The sequence below is a fragment of the Chitinophaga sp. 180180018-3 genome (assembly GCF_037893185.1).
Taxonomy (GTDB): domain Bacteria; phylum Bacteroidota; class Bacteroidia; order Chitinophagales; family Chitinophagaceae; genus Chitinophaga.
Window position 1 is genome coordinate 816,346 of sequence record NZ_CP140772.1, and the last position, 23,984, is coordinate 840,329.

Below are 23,984 nucleotides of genomic sequence, written 5' to 3' on the forward strand. Positions count from 1 at the left end.
AGAGAGCAAGGTATGTCCGTATCCGTCCGCAGATTATTGCGTGGCGTCTGTCTGGCTGTGGGGCTCATCCTCTTCACTATGGGAGTAAACGCACAGTTTCCCCGTATCATTAATCCTGCCGGAGGAGGAACTACACCGAATACAGGGCTGAAATTACAGGTTAATGCAGATGCCTCTGTACAGGTATTCCGGAATGGAAAAACAGAAACAGCGAAAGACTACTACAGCCCAAACTTAACGGGAGTACAAACTTACATCGACTTTAAGGTAGAAGATCCTACGCGTGTTTTTTCTGTTGACACCAGGCAATTGGTAACTTATTCGGCCATCTCTCAGGTGATGGGCACGGGAACCACTGCAGATCCTTACCAGGTGTGTTTTATAGGCAAAGTGATCAACACGGAAACAGAGAACGGATCTACCTCCACTTATCCTACAACGGTGATCATGACACTCTCTTATGTAGTGCCCAATGATTATTACACGCTTGACTATACCGTTTATAACACCAACTATGGTAACGTTCCGCATATATATGTAGATGAATACACTACTATACAGGACGATCCGATTACCCCCAATCCTGAGAATAACAAACAGCAGTATAATTACAGGTTGCAGGATGCTACAGGGAAGGCCACCATACTGGGGTTTCTCAGGGATGCCAATGCCACCACCGGAGGGGTAACCACCGGTACTTACTATCATACCTACCATGCCTATGATAAATTTAATTCCTATGCGCTGGCTTCTGCCCCTAACCGGCGGGATGGGAATCCACAGGATAGTTATAATCTTTATAATACCATCAGCCTGGCTGCGGTATATAGTCCAAGCCGGAAGGCGGCCGCTATCGACATTTCACTGGGATCGAAAGATTATCTGAACCGCGCGGTGGGGAGCAGGGTGGGGATTGCCTATGGTAATACTACAATGCCTCCCGCTTCGTTGCCGCTGACCACGAATCCGGTCAGCACCAACAGTGAACCAATCGTTCTGTCGTTTGAAAGAACGGATCCTTCAGGCCTGGAGGGCGCGCTTGGGAACATACATGGCGCATATGGATTCAACCTCAAAGTAGAGAAGGCGGCGAATGTAACGGCTCCGTTGTATGTGAAGATCAAGCAGGTACCCGCTGCCCCCGGAGAGCAACATGTAGCGGTACAGGGCGTGGATTACAATTTCCAGGAAGGGTATATGATTCCGCCAAAGAACTACCAGGTGGGAGATCTTATCCCACTTCAGAAAGTGCAGGTTATAGGGAATAATACACTGGAGTATAACCGACATATGAGCTTTGCGCTGGAGCAGGTGACCGACGATCAGATGGTGACTATTGGCAGCATCTCCAATTGTACATATACCATCATTGATGATGAGCCACGGAATCTTACGGTAACAGGGCCGGTTAGCGTAAAGGAAGGAAAAATAGATTCGATCCGGGTAGCATTACCGCCCGGTGTACTGATCAATGAAAGAACGCAGGTACAGCTCTCCCTGCAACCAGGTACAGAAGCGGTGAGCCCTACTGATTTTACCTATGATCAGTCGGCCTGGATAGAGATAGGCGCCAATGGGGTGAGCATCCCTGTGCGTGGTGTAATGGACAGCATCATCGAAAAGGACAAGCTCGTGAATTTCAAAGCAGATGCTGTGGTGCTTGGTCAACCGCAGACCGCTTCTTTTTCGCTGAAGATCGCGGACTCTACTCATCTTGATCCTACATTGACCCGGCTATCGGTTAAAACGGAAGATCCGGCTTTGCTGAAAGAACCTTATACAGGGCCGGTCACTGTCACATTGCCTAAAAATGTTACTACCGAGCTACCCATTGATATAACAATAACGAAGCAACCCAGCTCCACCGCCACCGAAGGGGTGGATTATGTTTTACCGGGAACCGCGCAGATTCCGCAGGGAGCCGGCAGCGTCGTGGTGACCCTGGATATTAAGACAGATCATCGTATTGAAGGAACGGAAACAATTGATCTGGCGCTGGCCGGAACGGATCATGTTACCGGTACCGCCTATACGTATACGCCGGCAACTATCAATATTATTGATGCAGACCTCCCGATGACGGCGCCGATAATACTTCATCTTTCCACTAATTCAATCAGCGAGGGAACATTGCCGGCTCCGGGGATATGGGCAGAGTTACCTGCCGGCCTTTCCACTCAAATACCTATTCACCTGAAATTTGTGCCTGGCGCTTCTTCTACCGCGCTTCCGGCAACTTATGGCTTTCCGGTAACAACGGTAACGATTCAGCCGGACCATGTATTGTCGGATACTATCAATGTAAACACTACCGCTAACCTGGTATTTGATGATACGAGAAACCTGGTACTGGTGGGCGGTACGCCCGATCCTGGCATACTGGTGAAAGACAGTCTGCAGTTGACGATCAATGATAATACCGATCCTACGAAGAAGGTGCTGACACTGGCGCCGGTTACCTATCATCTGAAAGAGGGCGACAGTACGCAGTTTAGTATAGCATTACCGGCGGGATACACTTCCGCGAAAGCTATCAGTGTAAGGTTATCGAAGAAGGTGGCAGGTACGGAAGCCAGCGACACGGATTTCGGATATATCAGTCAGGATGTGGTATTGCCAGCCAACACTACATCGCCTTTTACCACTCCCGGTAATATTATTTACGCCGTCGGAGATCAGATCATCGAGAAAGATGAGCGGTTAAATCTTTCGGGTACTGTTAGTACACTTACCGGATACAAGGTGACAGATACTGCCATTATCATTGATGATGCCAACCGCCGCAATCCGCTGAATACAAAGCTGACGTTCGCTGCGCCGTCAACGCCGATGCCAGAGAACAGTACGCAGCAGATCACCTTCAGTTTACCCGCGGGTATTACCACTCAAATACCGATCAAAGTATCGCTGCCCTCAACGGGGACGGCTACACGTGGAGCTGATTACTACCTGCCGACCGACACGTCTTTTACCGGCGCATCAGGTATAGCAACACTGAATGTATTAGCGGATATACTGGTGGAAGATGTGGAAGCAATCCATATCCAGCCTGCTGTGAGCGATGATTACGGTACCGCCTATACGTATACACCTGCAACGCTGGATATGACAATCAAGGATGCGCAATATCCTTTCCCGGCAGGTGATTCTGTATTACTGACAAGCACTCCCGATCCTGTAACAGAAGGAGCTACCGCCCGTGTAACCGCCACCTTTCCGCATGGCTGGCTGGCGGGTAAAGACTGGCCTGTTACGCTGGTAAAAGATGCGTCGTCGACCATAGCAGACGCCCGGCATAGTGCAATACCCGGCACCATTACGATAACAAATGGCAACGGAAATGCCTATACGGATATTACCACCCAGATTAATAATGTATTTGATGACGGAGGATATATAAAGATAAACGCCAATGCCGGTAATACGAATATGCCAGCTACCAGCGGGATTGTAAATGTGACAGACGGAACAGATCCTACGAAAAGGAAACTGACCCTGACACCGGTGACCACACCGCTGGCAGAAGGAAGCAGTACTGCATTTACGATTTCCCTGCCTGCGGGATATTCCTCAGCAAAGAATATTTCAATTGCGCTGTCGCGTAACCCGGTGGGCTCAGTAGCTGTGGACGGCGATGTTCAGTTGCAGTCGCCCGTATTATTCCCCGCCAACACAGTAGGCAGCTTCACCACTGCAGGCACCACACTGACAGCTGTTCCTGACAATGTCATAGAAAAAGATAAGCAGCTGGTGATATCCGGCACAGCAGCAGGATACCAGGTGAGCGATGCCACATTGATGATCAATGATGCTACCCGCCGGAATCCGCTGAATACAAAACTGACATTCATTGCGCCGTCAACACCAATGCCGGAGAATAGTACACAGCAGCTCAAATTTAGTTTGCCCGCTGGCGTTACTACGGAGATCCCGATCAAAGTATCGCTGCCCTCAACGGGAACGGCTACACGTGGAGCTGATTACTACCTGCCGACCGACACGTCTTTTATCGGTGCATCAGGTATTGCTACGCTGAATGTACTGGCGGATATACTGGTGGAAGATGTGGAAACCATTCAGGTCAATCCTGCTGTAAGCGATGAACTGGGAACTGCTTATACTTTTACCCCCGCGGCCATTAATCTGAATATCAAGGATGCGCAGTATCCTTTCCCGGCAGGCGATTCTGTATTACTGACAAGCACTCCTGATCCGGTAACAGAAGGAGCTACCGCCCGTGTAACCGCCACCTTTCCGCATGGCTGGCTGGCGGGTAAAGACTGGCCTGTTACGCTGGTAAAAGATGCGTCGTCGACCATAGCGGACGCCCGGCATAGTGCAATACCCGGCACCATTACGATAACAAATGGCAACGGAAATGCCTATACGGATATTACCACCCAGACTAATAATGTATTTGATGACGGAGGATATATAAAGATAAACGCCAATGCCGGTAATACGAATATGCCGGCTACCAGCGGAATTGTAAATGTGGCAGACGGAACAGATCCTACGAAAAGGAAACTGACCCTGACACCGGTGACCACACCGCTGGCAGAAGGAAACAGTACTGCATTTACGATTTCCCTGCCTGCGGGATATTCCTCAGCAAAGAATATTTCAATTGCGCTGTCGCGTAACCCGGTGGGCTCAGTAGCTGTGGACGGCGATGTTCAGTTGCAGTCGCCCGTAGTATTCCCCGCCAACACAGTAGGCAGCTTCACCACTGCAGGCACCACACTGACAGCTGTTCCTGACAATGTCATAGAAAAAGATAAGCAGCTGGTGATATCCGGCACAGCAGCAGGATACCAGGTGAGCGATGCCACATTGATGATCAATGATGCTACCCGCCGGAATCCGCTGAATACAAAGCTGACATTCATTGCGCCGTCAACACCAATGCCGGAGAATAGTACACAGCAGCTCAAATTTAGTTTGCCCACTGGCGTTACTACGGAGATCCCGATCAAAGTATCGCTGCCCTCAACGGGAACGGCTACACGTGGAGCTGATTACTACCTGCCGACCGACACGTCTTTTACCGGTGCATCAGGTATTGCTACGCTGAATGTACTGGCAGATATACTGGTGGAAGATGTGGAAACCATTCAGGTCAATCCTGCTGTAAGCGATGAACTGGGAACTGCTTATACTTTTACCCCCGCGGCCATTAATCTGAATATCAAGGATGCGCAGTATCCTTTCCCGGCAGGCGATTCCGTAGGATTAACGTTTTCGGCTGATACGCTCTATGAAGGCGGAGCCGGAGCTATGATAAAGGCTACTTTCCCTCATGGCTGGAAAGCCGGCAAAGATTGGGTGATCAGCCTGACCAAAGATGTGGCAGTTTCTGTAGATAACAGCCGGCATACCGCGTTGCCAGTCAGCGTTACCATTCCGAACAATGCAGCGAGCGGTACTACAGCTCCGGTAGCGGCCACTACTAACAACATGCTCGATGACGACGGCATACTGGTGGTGAAAGGCAACCAGGGAAATACTGCCATGCCGGCCAGCAATGGTGTGGTATATATCAAAGATAATACGCAAACATTGCCCGGGGCCAGGAAGATAACACTAACTCCTGATGCCACGCTGATACCAGAGGGGAACAAAGTGATGGTGACTGTAAGCACACCTTTTGCTTCCACTAAAGATGTGACCATCAAATTTGTAGTAGATCCGGCGGGCACTACAGCTACTAACCCCGACGATTATACGCTCTCGGCAACATCTTTTGTACTGCCACACGGACAAACTTCCGGCACGTTTGAGTTGTTGCAAACAAAAACAGACCTCGTACTGGAAACAGATGAAACCATTAAAGTAAATGCTACCGTTAACGGATATACGGTGAATAACCTGTCGCTCGCTATACAGGATATGACACGTACAAATCCTGCTAATCTGAAATTAACGACCAGCCTGTTCAAATCGCCATTGACGGAAGGGGATAGCGGCCCGCTGACGGTTAGTCTGCCCGCAGGCGTGACCACCGCTGTTCCCATCACCGTTCAGCTGCCGCAAACAGGCGGCTCGGCAGAAGCTACGCTGGATTATATTTTAGCGCCGTCTGTTACAATTGCCAGTGGTGGAAATGCTGCTACAGTGTTAACAATCAACCACGACAATCTCACGGAAGGGCCGGAGAACTTTGTGCTCACACCGTCTGCTACTGATGGGATCAGCACCTTCAGTATTGCACCGCTGGATGTTACCATCCTGGATGATCCTTCCCAATATCCGCTTCCTGGTCCGGTTGCCATTAACAGTACATTAGCGGCGATCGACGAAGGAGGGGCCGGTACATCGCTCAGCGTGCAGTTACCGAAAGGTCTGCAGGCGGGAAGGGATATAGTAGTGCATATCAGCAAGGATGCCACATTGAGCACAGCAATAGCATCGGACCATAACGTGTTGCCATCTCCCTACGACATTGTAATCAAAAAGAACGATAATATTGGTCTGCATCCGTTTGTTCTGCTGGCGCTGAAAGACCTGATACTGGAAGATGATGAAACAGTGGTGTTTAAAGGAAATATTACAGATCCGGTATTCGCCGCGTCGGTAGTAAAAGATACTACCATTATCATCAAAGACAGAACACATGATGACCCGGCCACCGGCTTCATTCATCTGACAGCGCCAGGTGGCGCAACGCATGTGCTGGAAGGGAATAGCTATACCATGCATGTAAGCCTGGCGCCGGGTGTAACATCGTCGAAGCCGATAGTGGTAACTCTTGGCATTGGTGCGGGATCAATAGCAGATTCTACTGATATCGATAACCTGCCGGCAAATGTCACCATTCCGGTTGGAGCTACAGGCGTTGATTTCAGCTTTATGGCAAAGAATGATTTCATACTGGAAAAACCAGAGCTGCTGTGGATTACGGCAACACCTGATTATCCGGGAATGAAGGGCGACAAGCTGTCTGTTACTATAGATGATGCCACCCGCCTGAATCCTGAAAACCTGAAACTGGAAGTACGTATAGACTCTACCGTTATTCACGAGGGTAGTAGCAGTAAAGTGACAGTAGGATTTGTGAACAGCCAGATCACCTCATCGGAGGATGTGCAGATCAATATAGCATTGAATGCAGCATCCACAGCAGATGCGACGGATTATAGCGGTATGCCGTTACAGACAACGCTGGCTGCCAATACCCATAGTATGGCGTACCAGCTGAAGATTACCGACGATCAGATTCTGGAAGGAGATGAGCAACTGCAGTTTACTGCAACGTTAGGTACTCCCGGATATACACTGGTACAGCCAGCCGCCGTGTTGATACCGGAGACAGGCGACATGCGTGTGCTGTTAATAAAAGCAGCAGATGCAGCAGAGCCGGCAACGAATGGGGCCTACACCATCAAATTTCCGGGCAATGCCACAGCAGCAGCAGATGTTAAGGTAGTTTTCTATGTAAGCAGCATTGCAGGAACTACAAATATTGCTCCGATACCAACATCTGCAGTGATACCTGCAGGCGCCAACAGTGCATCCGTTCCGGTAACAGTGATCGATAACAAGGTAATTGAAGGAGATGAAACAGTGAGGATGGCGTTGATGCTGGCACAGATGAAACGCTTTAACAGGAATATCGCTTTTGATGTTAATGATAAGGATACGGTAACATTGACTGTACACGATGATGAAGCTACTGATCCGGGGCGGGCGATGGCAATAGAAAAAACAGCCGATGCATCAGAACCTGCTACCCCGGGGTATTTTCATGTACACTTTGCAAACACGCAGATGTCGGCTGTAAAGGATGTGAATATTTACTATGCTGTATCTGGTAACGCAGTTGCTGATAGCCGCTATAAAAAGCTGAGTGGTATTGTAACGATACCAGCGGGCAGTAGTAGTGCTGATATAAAGGTAGACCCGATTGACAACAATATTGCAGAGGGAGACGAGCAGGTGAAAATACAACTGGAAACTGTTACCAGCAGCATGACTGGTATTACCTGGCCATTAGCTGCCAATGCTGCAGCCAGTTTGACGATACATGATAACGACACACTGGTAGTACAGATAAGCACTAACGTTACCACTGCCGAAGAAGGTAAACCGGTGCAGTTTACATTGAAGTCAGATGTTATGGCTGCACATGATGCGCCCATCAGGATACAGCTAACACAGGATGCAGCACGGACTTTCACGGCAGGAGAAGGCACCGTGAGTGGCAATATACTTACACTGAATATGCCGGCTATGGTGAAGGAACATACGTTTACCATCACAGTAACGGATAATGAAATTAATGACGATAACGGATTCCTGAAAGTGGCGCTGCTGCCTTATACAGCAGGAAACGGTACACTTGTTTACAGGCCTGGTACGCCGGATACAGCAAGGGTGGATATCACAGACAATGATCCGCTGGTGCTCACGTTTGCGGCCGATAGGGTGAAGGTAAAAGAAGGTAATAAGGGAGAGAACACGCCGATGAAATTCAGTATACAGATGAACAGGCCAAGCTCCCGCAGGATAACTGTGAACTACGACTTCGAAGAAACGAAAGAGCCCAGAATTTATCCGTTCATGGATTATAAGGCCACACCAGGGGTGGATTTTGACACTACCATCAGGCAAACAGTGATAGCGCCTATGCAAACGACCGGAGAGCTGACAGTGAATATCATCGGTGACGACCTGTTCGAACTGAACGAGCTCTTTGTAGTGAATATGATCAATGCTACAGTGCCGTCGGGTCAGAACCCGCCGGTGATGGGTGATCCGCACAAGGCTACCGGCGTGATTCTGAACGATGATCCGATGTGCAATAGTTGTGATACAGACGGTGACGGGCTGACCGACCAGCAGGAAGATATCAACGGAAACGGTGATCCGTTTGATGATGATACCGATGGCGATGGTATACCGAACTTCCTGGATCTGGATTCAGATGGTGACGGAGTGCCTGATTCTGTTGAAAAATTCACTACCGATAAACGTTATATCGATAATAACAGTGGCAAGCTCAGGGTGCATCCGGCTATTTCGCCGAACAACGACGGGTTGGGTAATGATCAGATGTACGTAGAGAATATTGACAAGTATCCGAATAACGAGGTGATCATATTTAACCGCTGGGGTGGCACTGTGTTCAGGCTGCAACACTATAATAATAGGATGAATACCTTCCGTGGTAAGGCCAATACCGGCAGCAGTGCGGGTAACGATGTGCCGGATGGGTCTTATTTCTATAGTATTGAAGCTATGATCGATGGCAGGAAGGAACGCTATACCGGCTTTATTGTCATCAAACGTTAACGTGTATACGAACCTATTTAAGCTGATACCTATGAAAGAGCGACTTATGAAAGCTTTAGGGATCTCCGTTTTGTGCTGGTGCTTTTGTCTGCGGGCGATGGCGCAGCAGGAACCGCTGTACTCGCAGTATATGTTCAATGGTATGGTGATCAACCCTGCTTATCCCTCAATGGACGAATCGTCCAGCCTGACTGCGGTTGGCCGTAACCAATGGGTGGGCGTGGATGGTGCTCCCAAAACGGCTACAGCATCCTTTTACACGCCTGTGAAGGCAACCAACACCAGTTTGGGTTTTTCTTTGATGAATGAAAAGATCACAGTGAATTCGCATACAGCGGTGAGTTTTAACGTGTCACAGCGTGTGAAACTGAATGAGAAAGTATACCTGGCGCTGGGAATAAAGGGAGGTATGTCGCAATACCGGGAAGATAATGCCTCATTGGGTACCACCGATCCTGTATTTGCACATAACCAGAGTTATTGGAAAACGGATGTAGGTTTCGGCTTCATGCTTTTTACGGATCATTTCTCTATAGGGTTATCATCGCCCACATTTAAAAGTTTTGATTTGGGCAATAGTGCCAATAAGGTGGCGGTAGAGTCGCACTACTACCTGCAAACCGGCTACCTGATCAGTCTTAATGACGATGTGAAGATGAAACCCAACATATTGTTACGGCAGGTAAAAGGGGCAGGATTTCAATATGATCTGAATGCCAATATTCTGTTGAAGAATGTAGTGTGGCTGGGGGCTTCCTGGCGATCGGAGAAGACGATGACAGGTTTGATACAGGTGCAGGTTACCAAGAATCTGCAGATTGGTTATTCGTATGATACGCCGATGCAATCAAACCTCAAAGGGGCACAAACAGTATCTCACGAGCTGATGATCAATTACCGGTTCTCCTGGTCGAAGTGGAAAGTGGTGGCACCCCGTTATTTCTAAAAATGAAAAAACAAGAATAGTATGCGAAAATACAGATCCTCTTCACTCATACTTTTCCTATACATTGTTCCCCTGTTTGTTTCCTGCAGTTTTACCAAAGACCATTTGCAGGCAGGTAGTATGGCTAAAGTAAGACGTGCGGAGCGGCTTTACAAGCGACAGGACTATGGCGGTGCCATCTCCCTATGTAATAGTGTCATCAACAATGGTGGCAATGAAGAAAGCGTCAGAAAGGCCAAGATACAGCTGGCCAGGGTTTATTTTGAAACCAGACAGTTTGAAAAAACAATCAGTCTTTATGACGAGTTGTTGTACAAACCGGGAACCGATATACAGGTAACAGACGTTACCAATTATATAGACCTGCTTAAACGTACAGGCAGAGTAGCCAGAGCACAGGAAGTAAGCGCGGTGTATGCCAGTAATTATAAGAATAATGCCCGTTTCAGCAATCTGCAGGAGTCGCTGGCAGATTACTATCACTTTTTTAACCGCGATTCTATGGTGAATGTGAGGGTAGACAGCCTGCGGCTAAACCTGCCCGGTTATCAGTACGGACTGGCATTGTATAAGAATAATATAGTGTTTCTATCGAATGATATCAGGAAAAATGAGCAACAATCATTCTATACAAACTCCCGTCTTTACCAGATTTCGGAAGATGGGATAGAGCCGTTCAGCAACAGCTTGAGAGGCGTATTGCAGGTGGGACCGGCCTCATTTTATGACGATGGAAAGAAAGTGATCTATACTTCTAACAGGTTTGGCAACGTCCGGAACGACAAGAATTCCTACATCAATTATAACAATGGTACACAGTTGTTATCGGCTGTTTATCAGGCGGATCATGATACGTGGAGCAAGCCGGTACCGGTAAAGCTGGGGAAAAACACGGAAAACTATTCTTTCCTGCATCCCTGTGTTGCACCGAATGGGAAACGGTTGTACTTTGCGTCCGATATGCCGGGGGGAATGGGTGGAACTGACATCTATTACGCCGACTGGGATAAAGAGGCAAAGCGGTGGAAAGCGCCGGTAAATATGGGTCCTCAGGTAAATACCAATGGGAATGAGTTATATCCTTTTGTTGTTGGCGACAAATTGTTCTTTGCTTCCAATGGACTGCGTGGATTCGGAGGGCTGGATATTTTTGTCATCAATATAAAAAAACCAGAAGAAGGAACCGTACATTTGCCCTATCCTGTGAATACGCAGTTTGATGATCTGAACCCTGTGCTGGACGAGAACAAGCTTTTGCTGTATTTTACATCAGATCGTTCAGGAGTGCATGATAATGATCATATCTATGTGCTGAACCTGAAGAAAAATCCTTTGAAACAACTGGATCTGCCTTATCCCGGCAGGCCAGTGAAAGAAGACGACACTGTGCCTTATACCATGAATCAGACGGATAGCCGTCGACAGCTGACTTTAGTAGGAGATAAACAATATGATAACCTGCCATCTGGAAAGAAGGTACCCGGAAATCCTGTTGCAAAACCCGATCCTATAGCCGTTAACGTTACAGACGAACGAGCAGCCACTGATTATACAAATGATATAAGAGACAGTTCACCAGAGATGATCCCCTGGCAGGGAACTCAACCGGCGCTATTGCCGGATGCCAATACTATATCCCCATTGGCATCGGTAAATAACGGGGTGGGCTACACGCTAAAGAAAGACAGCGCCGTGAGGGTACTGGAATCATTATGGAGAGTGCCCGGAGTGATCTATTATGATCTGAATTCCTATGTACCGCAGGATCAGGAATGGCGTAAGCTGGATTCGATATTCCGGATATGGAAGGCCTATCCGCGGAGGATCATTATAGTGAACGGGCATACGGATATCATTGGTACGGAGCGCTATAACCTTTCGCTGTCGAAGAATCGTGCTGCCTACATACGGGAATGCCTGTTGAGCAGGGGAGTGGAGCCTGGTAAAGTGCAGATCTATTACTTCGGCTCTACACGCCCGGTTTGGGTAGCCAAACAGTATAATCTGCAAACAGACAGGGATATTTTTATCCGGCTGCAGGGCGTGAACAGGCGATGCGAGATCAGCATCCAATAATTTGTTATCGGTTATTTTTTAGCGTATATCAAACTAACACAAATGAAAAAAATTTCTTCATTCATGCTTTTACTGACGATAGGCGCGCAAGCCTTCGCACAGGAAATGCCGGTTGTGTTTAACAAGAGTTTCAGCGGCCCCAAGAACCAGTATAAGAAACTGGCCATTGCGGACAATAACTCTATTGTTGCTATCGGAGGAGGATCAGATAATGGTTGCATTACCAAGTTATCTGCTACGGGAAATCTTATTTACAATGCAAAACTGAACAAAGGAGGACTGGTAGCGTACCAGGACTTACTCTTACTGCCTAAGAATGAGCTGGTGGCAGTAGGAGGCGGTACTATTGCCTACGGTAACGCACGTATTACCAGGTTAACAGCATCTGGTGAGGTAGTGTTCGACAAAAGTATTGGTAATGGCCAGGGAGGCTACTTTACCCGTATCATCACCGACCGTCATGGTAACTATATCACGGTGGGTGTAGATGGTAGTAAACCTGCACAGGCACGTATTACTAAAATGACACCCGATGGAAAGATAGAATTTGATAAAGGATTCGGAGCGCATAATGTATTTACCAATGTGCTGATTGATGAAGATGAGAATATTATAGCTGTGGGAGGAGATGTAGGTGATGGACAGGGTAAAGCGTATATGGTGAAGGTAAATGGAAAAGGTGATAAACAGTTTGAGCTGTCGTTCGGCAAACCGGGCGCCATTTTCGAGAAGATGTTGTTGCTGGAAGACGGATCTGTACTGGCTATGGGCGGTGGCGCTTATGGCACGGGTAACGCGAGCCGTATATCTAAAGTAAATGCTGAAGGACAGGTGGTGTTCGATAAAGAGTATAGCACTGCTGATGGAAAATTCAATGCGATGAAGGTAAATGATCTGGGACAGATCTTTGCCTGTGCAGAAGAAAAAGACAAAGGCCGTATTGTGAAATTGCGCCCCGATGGTACCGAGCTTTTTAACAAAGAGGTAGATGCAGCATTGTATTCACTGGAAGTGGGTAAGAATGGAAAAGTAGTAGCGGCCGGTGGTAATGTAGGCAGCAATACCGGTAAAATTGTAAAGTTACAGCCGGATGGAACAGCTGTGATTAATAAAACAGTGGGATCGGTATTCCAGCACCTGTTGCTGACAGAAGATGATGAGATCTGTGTGGTGGCAAAAGATGGTTACCGCCTGATTAAACTGAGCCCGGACGGAGAAATGATGTTCGATAAAGAGCTGGGCAAATACGATGCTAAAACATCGCTGGTTTCGTTGCTGATGAGCCCTTCCGGAGAAATTCTTGCAGCAGGCGGTGGTGATGAGGATGGTAACCGCATCATCAAAATCAGCCACGGGGTTTCTATCAATGATATCGCTGTTTCTGAGCCGCTGAACGGATTATCGAATGCAAGTCTTACGATCACATTATCAGGCTTTTTAAGAAGTAATGGTGTTCGTACGCCCGTTAACGTTCATTACAAAACTATTCCGCATAAAGGAGGAGCAGGGGCTGCAGACTTTGACGTAACAGAAGGAACCATTTCTTTTGTGCCATCTGAATTTGCTGCCGGTGCTATTATTTCCAAGACGATCCAGATCCCAATTAAAAGCGACAATCTGCTGGAAGGAAAAGAAACGTTTCATGTAGAGATCCTGGATGCTTCCGATCTGCATCTTACAAAATCTAAAGGGGAAGTGACCATCCTGGATCAGCCGGCGATTGTGAAATTTGTAGGTGGCAGCAATGGTGCGGAGCCTAATACCGATGTGGTGTTTTCAGCAGGCTTATTTAAGCGCGATAATACGCCGCTTGTTAATGCTACCTCCAAACCCGTGCGTTTGACCTATAAGTTCGGTAATGGTACGGCATTGCCGGGAGCCGATTTTGTGAACAGTATTAAAGCGCCTTTTGCTATCGACAGTGGCGCTACTACAGCCAGCCTGAATGTAAAGGTGAAAGATGATAACCGTTTCGAACTGGCAGAAACAGTAGTATTAGTGTTAAGTGAAATCAAGGCGGAGAATGAAGCTGTAGTAGGATACAACGGAGATGTTACTTCTATATCATCCTCTCAGTATATACAAGATCAGCCGGCTTACATTACGCTGGTAAAACTGACAGATGCAAACGAATCCGCTACAGCACCGGTAAGCATGTTTAAATGTATTCTTGTAAAAGCAGCAGATCAATCGGTACAAACCAACTGTACCGGCAGTGATATCAATATCTACTTTGGCGTAGATTCTTCCAGTACGGCAACGTATGGTAAAGATTACGTGATCATGAATGGTGATATGGTGAAGATCACCGGCGATTGTGCTTTCAGTGAAACCGATATACAGGTGGCATTGGTGAACGATCGTATTAAAGAACCAGATGCTTTGGTAGTGGTGAAACTCCGTGATGCAACAGCTGCAGCTAATGCAGGGATGTTGAAGATCTCTCCTGAATTGAAGCTGCACAAGGCTGTGGCCATTATTCATGACGATGATAATGATGAAGGCACTGTGCTGACCGCCAAATAATCTGGCCTGGATCAATAACCGATATACGCGCTTCGGGCACATTTGTTGAAGAGGGCGTCTCAATTATTTTGAGACGCCCTCTTACGTTTTATATATCACCGCTTATTGAGATTCCCCTTCTCAAAATATTCCAGCGCTGTCTTCACCCTTTTTGACGGGATTATTGCCTATATAGATCAACCACCATCATATATAGCTATTGACATGAAAAGAATAATGTTCTGGATGATGCTGCTGATTCCGGCAGTGGGAATTTGTCAGCAACCGGAAACGGAAGGTATGTTTGATCTGAAGATGGATGCCGTAATGGCCTTCTTCTCAAAGGATAGTATAAAGCAAGCCGATGTATTGGAGGACTTTAATGCTCTGAATGCCATACTGAGAAAAGATATTGGAGAAGCGGCTTTGATGAAAGAATTAGGCGCATTGGATAGGATAAAGGATAGTATTGCCTTCTATAATTTAGTTACAACAAAGCCTGCTGCTCTTTATAAAAAGAAGTTATTAATTAAAAAGCAATTTACCGGGGAACATCCGGATTCCTATTTAAGTCTGTATGAGCTGGAGGAGAACTGTGATATGTATACGGCTGACAGTTATGCCCTGGCTTATGAAAAACTTTCCGAACGGCTTAAACAGACACATGCTGCCGGGAAAATCCGCAACAGGATTGCAGAATGGAAGAAACTCGCTCTCACAGGCATACAGGCGCCCAACTTTACCCGGAAAAACCAGTATGGTAAGACTATCAAACTGAGTGATTACAGAGGTAAATTGGTCATCCTGGACTTCTGGGGTAGCTGGTGTGGGGCCTGCCGGCAGAGTCATCCTCATTTAAAAGAGGTCTATGAGGAGTATAAAGACAAGGGGCTGGAAATTATTGCTATAGCAAATGAAAATGTACATGGGGAGAAGACGCCGTTAGACAAAAGTAAAGCCGCCTGGCTGGCAGCCATTAAAAAAGACGATGTGAACTGGGTACATGTATTGAACGACGAAGGTACAGGGGCAATGGATATTGTAAAGGCCTACCATATCAGCAGATACCCGACAAAAATCCTTCTTGACAGGGATGGTAAAATATTGATACGCAGCGTCGCGATACTGAATGCTGAAATTGATCAGATGGTTAAATCAATATTGGAAAAATAAAAACGCGGATAACCTTTTAACACCTGACTGAACATCATGAGAATGATATTTGACACATTGCTGTATAGAGGTCTTTGTGTTTTATTGTGCAGCTTCCCGCTTATTCTTTCAGCGCAGAAACCGGGACCTGAAAATGTAATCGTTGACGGTAATCTGTCCGAGTGGGGAGATTCGTTGCGTTACTACGATAAAGCTGCGCTGCTCTGTTACGATGTGTATAATGATCATGATTTTTTATACATCGCTTTAAAACGGCCCAAACATGCATGGAATATAATGCTTTCAGGGCGTATCTCCTTTGAGATCAGTGCAGGAAAGGAGGATAAAGATGGAATGAAGATTTTCTATCCCGGCCATTTCAGTTTAAATAAAGACGAAATGTGGAACTTCCTGGAAGTGAAGAAAGCAGGAAGTCGTGTAGTCGATACCGTTACTGTCTATAACGATTATGGAATCCAGGCTGCCGGTAAATTCTGGAGGAAGAAACTGCCGGGCAGGAGACTGGCGGACGATAACACTGGCGGGGCGCCTGTTGGAGTAGATGGTACACCTGGTATCATCAACATTGACGGTGCTGATTGCGAGTTGGCTATTCCTATGAAATTGTTACCGGTTACAACAGGAACCTGTTATATCAGGATCAATATATCGGGCGAGAAAGACCTCGTAGACGCCCTGAATGCTGTAGGATATCTGGGAGGCTTTGACATGTCGGGTGGTACGGAGGATGATGTTCATGCGCTCTCCATCGGTTCAAAATTATCCATTACCTATCTCCTAAAATAAATCACTTGCATAAGATTTTATCACTTGCCATATTCCTGCTGTTAGCAACTGGCGCCAGGCTTCTGGCGCAGATACCAGCAAAGCCTGTATCCAAAGCCTTGCCGGCAAGACGGGTAAACGGAGTAGTCAGGGACAGCCTGGGGAAAAGCATTCCCTCCGCCGCTGTGCGGTTGGTTTCTCCAAAGGATACGCTGCAGGTGGTTACATCTGAATATGGAGTATTTAATTTCCCGGTAGTGCATAGTGAAAACTTTATTATCGAGGTGCAGGTCATGAGTTACCGGCCTTACTATAAAAAATATTTCCTGAACGACACCAAGTCTATACTGGTATTGCCGCCGGTGGTGATGAAATCGGGCCTGGTACAGCTGAAAGGCGTAGAAGTAAAAACTGTCCGGGGGCCGCAGGAAAGAGGAGATACCACGGAGTTCTGGGCAGGCGATTATATTGTCAGGGATTTTGCCCGGCTGGAGGATATGTTGAAGCGGATGGAGGGTTTTAGCTCAGATGCTGATGGCAGGCTGAGTTATAAAGGAAAACCAATTAACAAAGCACTTTTTAACGGCACTAAATATTTTGGGGGAGACGTAGCAGCTGCCATTAAGGAATTACCCGCAGATATTGTGGAGCGTATCCAGATTATACAGGATAATGAAGCAGGAACCGGACCCAGATTAACTGCATCCGAACCATCTTCCCAAACCCTGAATATTGTTACCAAACCGGATAAATCGGCCGGCCGGATGTACCAGGTAAATGCTGAAGGAGGAACGCAGGACCGTTACAAAGGGTCTGCATCTGCCCGCACAATTGATGGCAGTAACCAAAGAAGTATTACAGTTGCCAGTAATCAGGAGCCACTGGGCGTGATGTTTAGTGAACCTATTGGTACAATTAGTAATATGGCTGTGCGAGGCCTGGGAGCAGGCTCCGGGGGCGGTTCCGGAGGGATGTCAAAAAGTTCGCTGGCAGAGGCATTCTATGGCAACAAGATTGGCAAGCTGAGTTTTGGAGTAAATTATCTTTTCAGGCGAACGCATAGTTTAAGCGAAATGGAAGATGTTTCAGAAGAGTTTTTTAAAGAAGGCAGTTTGAAGAAAAATTCCAGGAGAACAGCAGATAATACCAGCTCAGAACACATTGCATCGCTGAATGCTGACTTAATTAAGAATAATTTTTCAATGAGGCTCCTGGCCGGTGCAGCCATAGTGCATCGGGAGAGTGAAAATTATAGTGAAATCCGTCAGTCGGGTTTATTGGAAAATGTGCAAAGGGCATCAATCGGGCAGCGCTCAGATGTCCCCTCATTTAACCTGAGTGTGATGACAACATTTTTCGGCAACCGTAAAGTACAATTGAACCTGAGCCTCAGTAGCAACAGCGGCAGCACAAAAAGCCGGGGGCATGATAATACTGATATTTTTGGCGCCGATGCTACAAAACCCGATAGTTCCCTGTATCTGTTACAGCAACAGAAAACTATCAGCTCTTTTCATAACATAGATGTGGCCCTGAGGTATTCGTGGCGAACTAAGCTTTCATTTGTACTGAGAACAACTCCCGCGCTTAATAAAAATACCGATCTTAATTACAGGGATCAGGTAACGTCTGGGCAAACAATACGTTTGAATGACCTTAGCAATGATAATTTGCTGATGAATTACAAGCTGCCTGCCAGTTTAACAATGACCTACAATTATAACGAAAGATGGTCAGTAGATCTAAAGGGTAGTTATGAGATCAACTGGCAGCATACCCGCTTAAATTTAAAGGAGCTGGACCTGTCTACCCGCACAAGTGTATTTTTACCAGAGGTGATGATTAAATACATGGGCAAAGGGTTTGAAAATTTCAATGCAAGCTACAATAGGGATATCAACCTGCCGTCTCTATTGCAGTTAAATATGAAACCCTACTATCTTACTCCATTTGATGTGGTGATTGGTAATAAAGATTTGGGGAATGGCCTGGTAGACAGGTGGCGTTTGGATGGCAGCTATTTAATTCCGGGAATCAGGATACAAACAATAGCCGGCTTTAGTTATAGTACTACACATAACGACATTGCCGCAAACAGGTTAGTCAGGGTAGATACGGCCACCAACACAATACGTACCGAAACTCACTACCTGAATGTAAGTGGAGGAAATAAAACAGATATCAATTACTCGCTATCGAGAAATTTCCGCCACATGAATGTTACCCTAAAGCTGGACAGCAGGATAGCGTGGGGCAAACAGCTTTATTTTGCTGATGGCAACCTGGAAACCACCGTGGCACGGAATGCGAATCATTCCCTGTATGCTTCGTTCACGCCTTTAAAATGGCTGGACATTGCACCGGGTCTGGCATACAGCACGAATGATAACAGGAACTCGCTGCAACCGGGTCGCCCTTTATATAATAACGAATTTAATGCGCAGATAAAAGGAGGGGTATTTTTGCCGGCAGATATTAAAGTTAACTTCAGTGCAAGACAAAACATTACCCGGGCCAGCAGCTTACAGATCAGTCAACATCCTTTTGTGCTCAATGCCAACATTGAAAAGCGCTTCCTGAAGAAAAAGGATGCTATCATCAGCTTTGTAGTGATGGATGCATTTCAACAGAATAACAACAACATCATTACCCAAACTGTCACCGGCTATTCCAACGCTTTGACGGGCACTAAAAGCCGGTATTTTTTATGTCAGCTGTCGTGGTTCCCACAGCGGTTTACGCGTAGCAAATCGGCGACGGGAACGCGCAGGGGAGATGGTAGCTTTGTGCAGTAAATGATAAAAATTTCCGTTTTGGATCAGCATTTCCAAATTAATTGTCTTATAATAAAGTGATAAAATATCAATATGTTGATTTTTAGTTAGTTAACCTTATGAAGATGCCATACTAGATAGTTCTATCGAAAAATTCCGTTTATGATACAGCTTTATCATACGTAAAGAGCAAAATTTGCGTGATGAAAAAGCGCATATCAGCACTCCTGGGATGTTTGTTAACAGTGTGTTTTGCTAATGCCCAGCAAATAACAGCAGCCCAGAGATTAGTGTTATCAACCAACGAAGACTCGCTTAACGCGGGGGTAGCCAAAAACAAAACAGTTATTTCCGGTTACGGATCGGCGTACTATCAAAGGAACTTCAACGAGCAGATGTCGTTTGCCACACTTGAGAGAGCCGTATTATTTGTGGGGCATCAGTTCAACGAAAAGATCGCGTTTTTCAGTGAGATGGAATTAGAGAATGCGAAAGCAGGAATAGGACAGGAGAACAATGGATTTACCGGAGAACTGGCATTTGAGCAGGCTTATCTTCGCTTTAACCTGAATCCACGCCAGTACCTGGTAGCAGGGTTATTTACACCGAGGATAGGATTGCTGAACGAGAATCACCTGCCCGTAAATTTCAACGGCGTTGAACGTCCGTTGGTAGAACAGGTAGTGATACCGGCCACCTGGCGCGAGCTGGGAGTAGGCTTTTACGGGCGACTGAAAAATCTGCCGCTGAATTATAGCATTGCTGTGGTAAACGGATTGGATGCTTCGAAGTTTGCACATGGTACGGGTATTAAGGAAGGCAGGGCAGAAGGCCAGGGGGCATTTGCCAACAACCTTGCTATTACTGCTTCCTTACAGTATTTCTGGAAAGATTTCAAATTCCAGGTATCCGGTTATGCAGGAGGAACAAACGGTTTGAACAAGCGGAAATCCGACAGCCTTTCACTGAACTATGGCATGGCTGCATTGCCGCTATACCTCGGAGAAGCAGATGTGCAATATGCACGGAATGGATTCGCCTTTAAACTGCTGGCTACTTCAATTTCTTTCCCGGATGCTAAGGATGTTAATAATGCTTACGCCAGCAATACCGCCAAAGGAATGTATGGCGCTTACCTGGAAGGAGCGTATAACCTGTTTGAAAAAAGCCACAGGCTGCAGAGACAGCAACTGAACCTCTTTGCCCGCTATGAGATGTTTGACCTTAACAATGCTACACCTGCCAATGCTATCTACGACGGAACCCAGCAACAACAGCATCTCATTGCCGGATTCAGTTATCTGCCAATTCCAAATGTGGTGATCAAAGCAGATGTACGACTTATGCATACCGGCGATGAAAACCCTGATCTGGTCATCAATCCAAGCCCCACCCGCGTTCCATATAAGAACAACAACACGTTTTTCAACATCGGAATAGGGTATTCTTTTTAAACAATTAAAGCTTAATACCATGAGCCATCTTAACCGGAGGAATTTCCTCAAAGACACCTGTAAGGCCTGTCTTGTTGGCGCCATGAGCCTTTCAGTAGTTGATTTACTGGAATCGTGCAGCACTATAAAAAGCTACAAAGCCACTATGGCTGGCAACCAGGTGGAGGTACCACTCACATTGTTCGATAAGGCCACGCTACAGGTGATAAGTCCGCGTAACTACGCGTATGAGATTGCCGTGAAAAAGCAGCCCGACAATAATTATGAGGCATTGCTGTTGCGTTGTACACACCAGCATAACCCACTTACGCCCACTGGTAACGGTTACGTATGTACGGTGCACGGCAGTCAGTTCGACAAAGATGGAAAGGTAAAGAAAGGCCCTGCGGCCACCCGTTTGCCACAATTAAGAACAGAAGTGCGGGACGCGAATCTTATCATTCATGTTTAATAACTAAGCGATGAAATTAATACAATATGCGCTGGCAGGCGCTTTCATGACCTGCCTGATTTCCTGCTCAAAAAGCGATAAGCCCAACACCGGCAATACAACAGATTTCAATACACTGAAAACAGGCTTTATCACTGATTTTACAGGCAAAACAGCTATTCCGGGATATAACGACCTGGCACAGAGGGCATCAGCCTTCAATGATAAAGTAACAATCCTGAAAGGAGCACCCACTGAAACCAATCTTGCTACAGCGAAGCAGGCATGGCGGGATATGCGTGCCACCTGGGAACAATGTGAAGGATTCTTATTCGGCCCCGTGGAAGATGATAACCTGGATCCCAGTATGGATACCTGGCCGGTGGATAAAGGAGAACTGGATGCTGTCATCAACAGCAGTAATGCCCTGGAGGTAAGTGATATTCAGAAACTGCCTTACTCGTTGCGGGGATATCACCCGATTGAATATATATTATGGGGCGCAGATGGAAGCCGCAAAGCGGCCGGCATCAACGCCCGGGAAATGAAATACATCAGCAGCCTGACTACAGATCTTAAACAGATCTGCGATCAGCTGGCCAATAGCTGGATCGCTTCCGGTGGTAATTACAGCAACAAATTACTCACTGCCGGGAACAGTGGAAACACCCTGTATCCCAAACGCCAGGATGTATTTATAGCAGTAGTAAGCGGAATGGCCGGTATCTGCGAAGAAGTAGGTAATAACAAGATGAAACAACCATTTGATCAGAAAGATGGCACTAAGGTGGAATCTCCTTTCAGTGGAAACTCTGTAACTGATTTTCGCAATAACATTGCCGGTGCTTATGCTGTCTACACAGGCACCTTCCTCGGTAGTCAAAGTACAGGGCTCAGTCAGGTGGTAGCCGCCAGAAATGCTGCCCTGAATAAAACAATCCAGGAAAAATTCCAGGCTGCTATCGCTTCCTTCGATGCTATCACGCTGCCGTATGAAAAAGCGATACTCGACAACGGACAACGTGTGCAATGCCAGAATACCATGAATGCTATCAATGCGCTGCAGGACGTACTGAGTAAAGATCTGAAAACATTTGTGATAAATAATATCACCGACTAGTAACAGCCATGCAGATAAGAAGAATTTATATGGCCGCACTGCTGCTGGCATCACCCGTGTTGCTGATGATGTGCAAAAAGCCGGATGCATTCAGGGAAGCAGACTATGACCCTCGCCTTACCGGTGGAGAGTCAACAGTATTCGATGTTACAAGTAAAGCGTTCGGACACAGTATTCCCGGTTTAAATAGCCTGGATCAGCATGTACACGATTTGGGCGACGAACAATCCGATCAGACTTTCGTTACCGCACCAGCTCCTGTGAACGCAGGACTGGGGCCTATCTACAACAATGTGAGCTGCAAGAGCTGTCATCATAACGATGGTAAAGGCAACCCAACTACCGGTCTGAATACTTCTTCGATGCTGGTAAGACTGAGCCTTCCCGGCGCCGATGAACATGGCGGTCCGCTGCCGGTGCCGGGTTTCGGACTGCAGCTGCAGGATCTGGCCATATTTGGCAAGCAACCGGAAGCCAAAGTATCGATCACCTATACCGATCAGCATTTTATCTATCCGGATGGTACTATAACGGTGATGCATAAACCTGGTTATCAGTTAATCAATGCTTATATCCCGTTGCCGGCTAACGTACAGACTTCCCCCAGGATGGCGCCGCCTTTTTTTGGACTGGGATTACTGGATCTTATTCCTGAATCCACCATCACTGGTTTTGCTGCCCGACAGGCCAGCGAAAACCAGGGCATCAGCGGCAGGCCCAACTATGTATACGATCCTGTTACCGGCCGGATGATGCTGGGACGTTACGGTATGAAAGCCAATACCGCTACATTGCTTACCCAGGTAGCAGCCGCATATCAGCAGGATATGGGCATTACCAACCGGGTGTTTCCGGTGGAAAGTGCCTTCGGACAACCCCAGAATGAAGGCCGGCCTACCGACCCGTTGCTGCAGGATACCATACTGGATGCAACGGTGTTCTATATCAAAACGCTCGCTGTACCTGCACGCCGGAATGTAATCGATCCGGCGGTACAACAGGGAGAAGTATTGTTCGCTCAGATAGGTTGCGCCAGCTGTCATATCCCCACCGTACAAACGGGAACGGATGTACGATTTAAGGCGCTCAGTAATCAGCGTATACATCCTTACACGGATTTGTTGCTGCACGATATGGGCGTTGGGCTGGCTGATGGTCGCCCCGACTTCCTCGCCAACGGAAGCGAATGGAAAACACCGGCACTTTGGGGCATTGGCCTGTTTGAAAAAACAAATGGGATCCCCTACTACCTTCACGATGGCAGGGCCAGAAGTTTGCCGGAGGCCATCCTTTGGCACGATGGGGAAGCTGCCTCCAGCCGGGAACAATATGTGAAACTGTCGGCTTTTCAAAGGGAACATCTGATACAATTTCTTAAATCGTTATAAGGCTGCTTATAATCAGCGGCTTGTGCATAAAAAAAATACGAATTACCAGATAGGAATTCCTA

The 23,984-nt window shown here is 46.9% G+C and carries 11 protein-coding genes; all 11 read left to right on the plus strand.

Annotation, left to right across the window (positions count from 1 at the left end; genetic code table 11):
• Positions 1 to 12: 12 nt before the first annotated feature.
• The 11 genes from UNH61_RS03350 (at position 13) to UNH61_RS03400 (ending at position 23,922) form a co-directional block, all read left to right on the plus strand.
• Positions 13 to 9,291, plus strand: a complete 9,279-nt coding sequence (locus UNH61_RS03350; protein WP_326990697.1) for a Calx-beta domain-containing protein — start codon at positions 13 to 15, stop codon at positions 9,289 to 9,291.
• 31 nt (positions 9,292 to 9,322) lie between these two features.
• A complete protein-coding gene (locus UNH61_RS03355; RefSeq protein ID WP_326990698.1) occupies positions 9,323 to 10,237 on the plus strand; it encodes a type IX secretion system membrane protein PorP/SprF in 915 nt (304 codons plus the stop codon).
• 21 nt (positions 10,238 to 10,258) lie between these two features.
• Positions 10,259 to 12,313 (plus strand): OmpA family protein, encoded by a 2,055-nt coding sequence (locus tag UNH61_RS03360; RefSeq protein ID WP_326990699.1) that lies wholly within the window; start codon positions 10,259 to 10,261, stop codon positions 12,311 to 12,313.
• Between the two features lie 42 nt (positions 12,314 to 12,355).
• A complete protein-coding gene (locus tag UNH61_RS03365; protein WP_326990700.1) occupies positions 12,356 to 14,839 on the plus strand; it encodes a Calx-beta domain-containing protein in 2,484 nt (827 codons plus the stop codon).
• 204 nt (positions 14,840 to 15,043) lie between these two features.
• Positions 15,044 to 15,991, plus strand: coding sequence for a TlpA disulfide reductase family protein (locus UNH61_RS03370; RefSeq protein ID WP_326990701.1), 948 nt, complete (start codon positions 15,044 to 15,046; stop codon positions 15,989 to 15,991).
• Positions 15,992 to 16,027: 36 nt separating this feature from the next.
• Positions 16,028 to 16,777, plus strand: a complete 750-nt coding sequence (locus UNH61_RS03375) for a hypothetical protein (RefSeq protein WP_326990702.1) — start codon at positions 16,028 to 16,030, stop codon at positions 16,775 to 16,777.
• A 5-nt stretch (positions 16,778 to 16,782) separates the two neighbouring features.
• Positions 16,783 to 19,551 (plus strand): TonB-dependent receptor, encoded by a 2,769-nt coding sequence (locus UNH61_RS03380; protein ID WP_326990703.1) that lies wholly within the window; start codon positions 16,783 to 16,785, stop codon positions 19,549 to 19,551.
• Between the two features lie 182 nt (positions 19,552 to 19,733).
• Positions 19,734 to 20,984, plus strand: coding sequence for a hypothetical protein (locus UNH61_RS03385; protein WP_326990704.1), 1,251 nt, complete (start codon positions 19,734 to 19,736; stop codon positions 20,982 to 20,984).
• Positions 20,985 to 21,003: 19 nt separating this feature from the next.
• The gene (locus UNH61_RS03390; RefSeq protein WP_326990705.1) at positions 21,004 to 21,435 is read left to right on the plus strand and encodes a Rieske (2Fe-2S) protein; all 432 of its coding nucleotides are present in this window, start codon (positions 21,004 to 21,006) and stop codon (positions 21,433 to 21,435) included.
• A gap of 10 nt (positions 21,436 to 21,445) precedes the next feature.
• A complete protein-coding gene (locus tag UNH61_RS03395; protein WP_326990706.1) occupies positions 21,446 to 22,534 on the plus strand; it encodes an imelysin family protein in 1,089 nt (362 codons plus the stop codon).
• A gap of 29 nt (positions 22,535 to 22,563) precedes the next feature.
• Positions 22,564 to 23,922 (plus strand): di-heme oxidoredictase family protein, encoded by a 1,359-nt coding sequence (locus tag UNH61_RS03400; protein WP_326990707.1) that lies wholly within the window; start codon positions 22,564 to 22,566, stop codon positions 23,920 to 23,922.
• Positions 23,923 to 23,984: the final 62 nt, after the last annotated feature.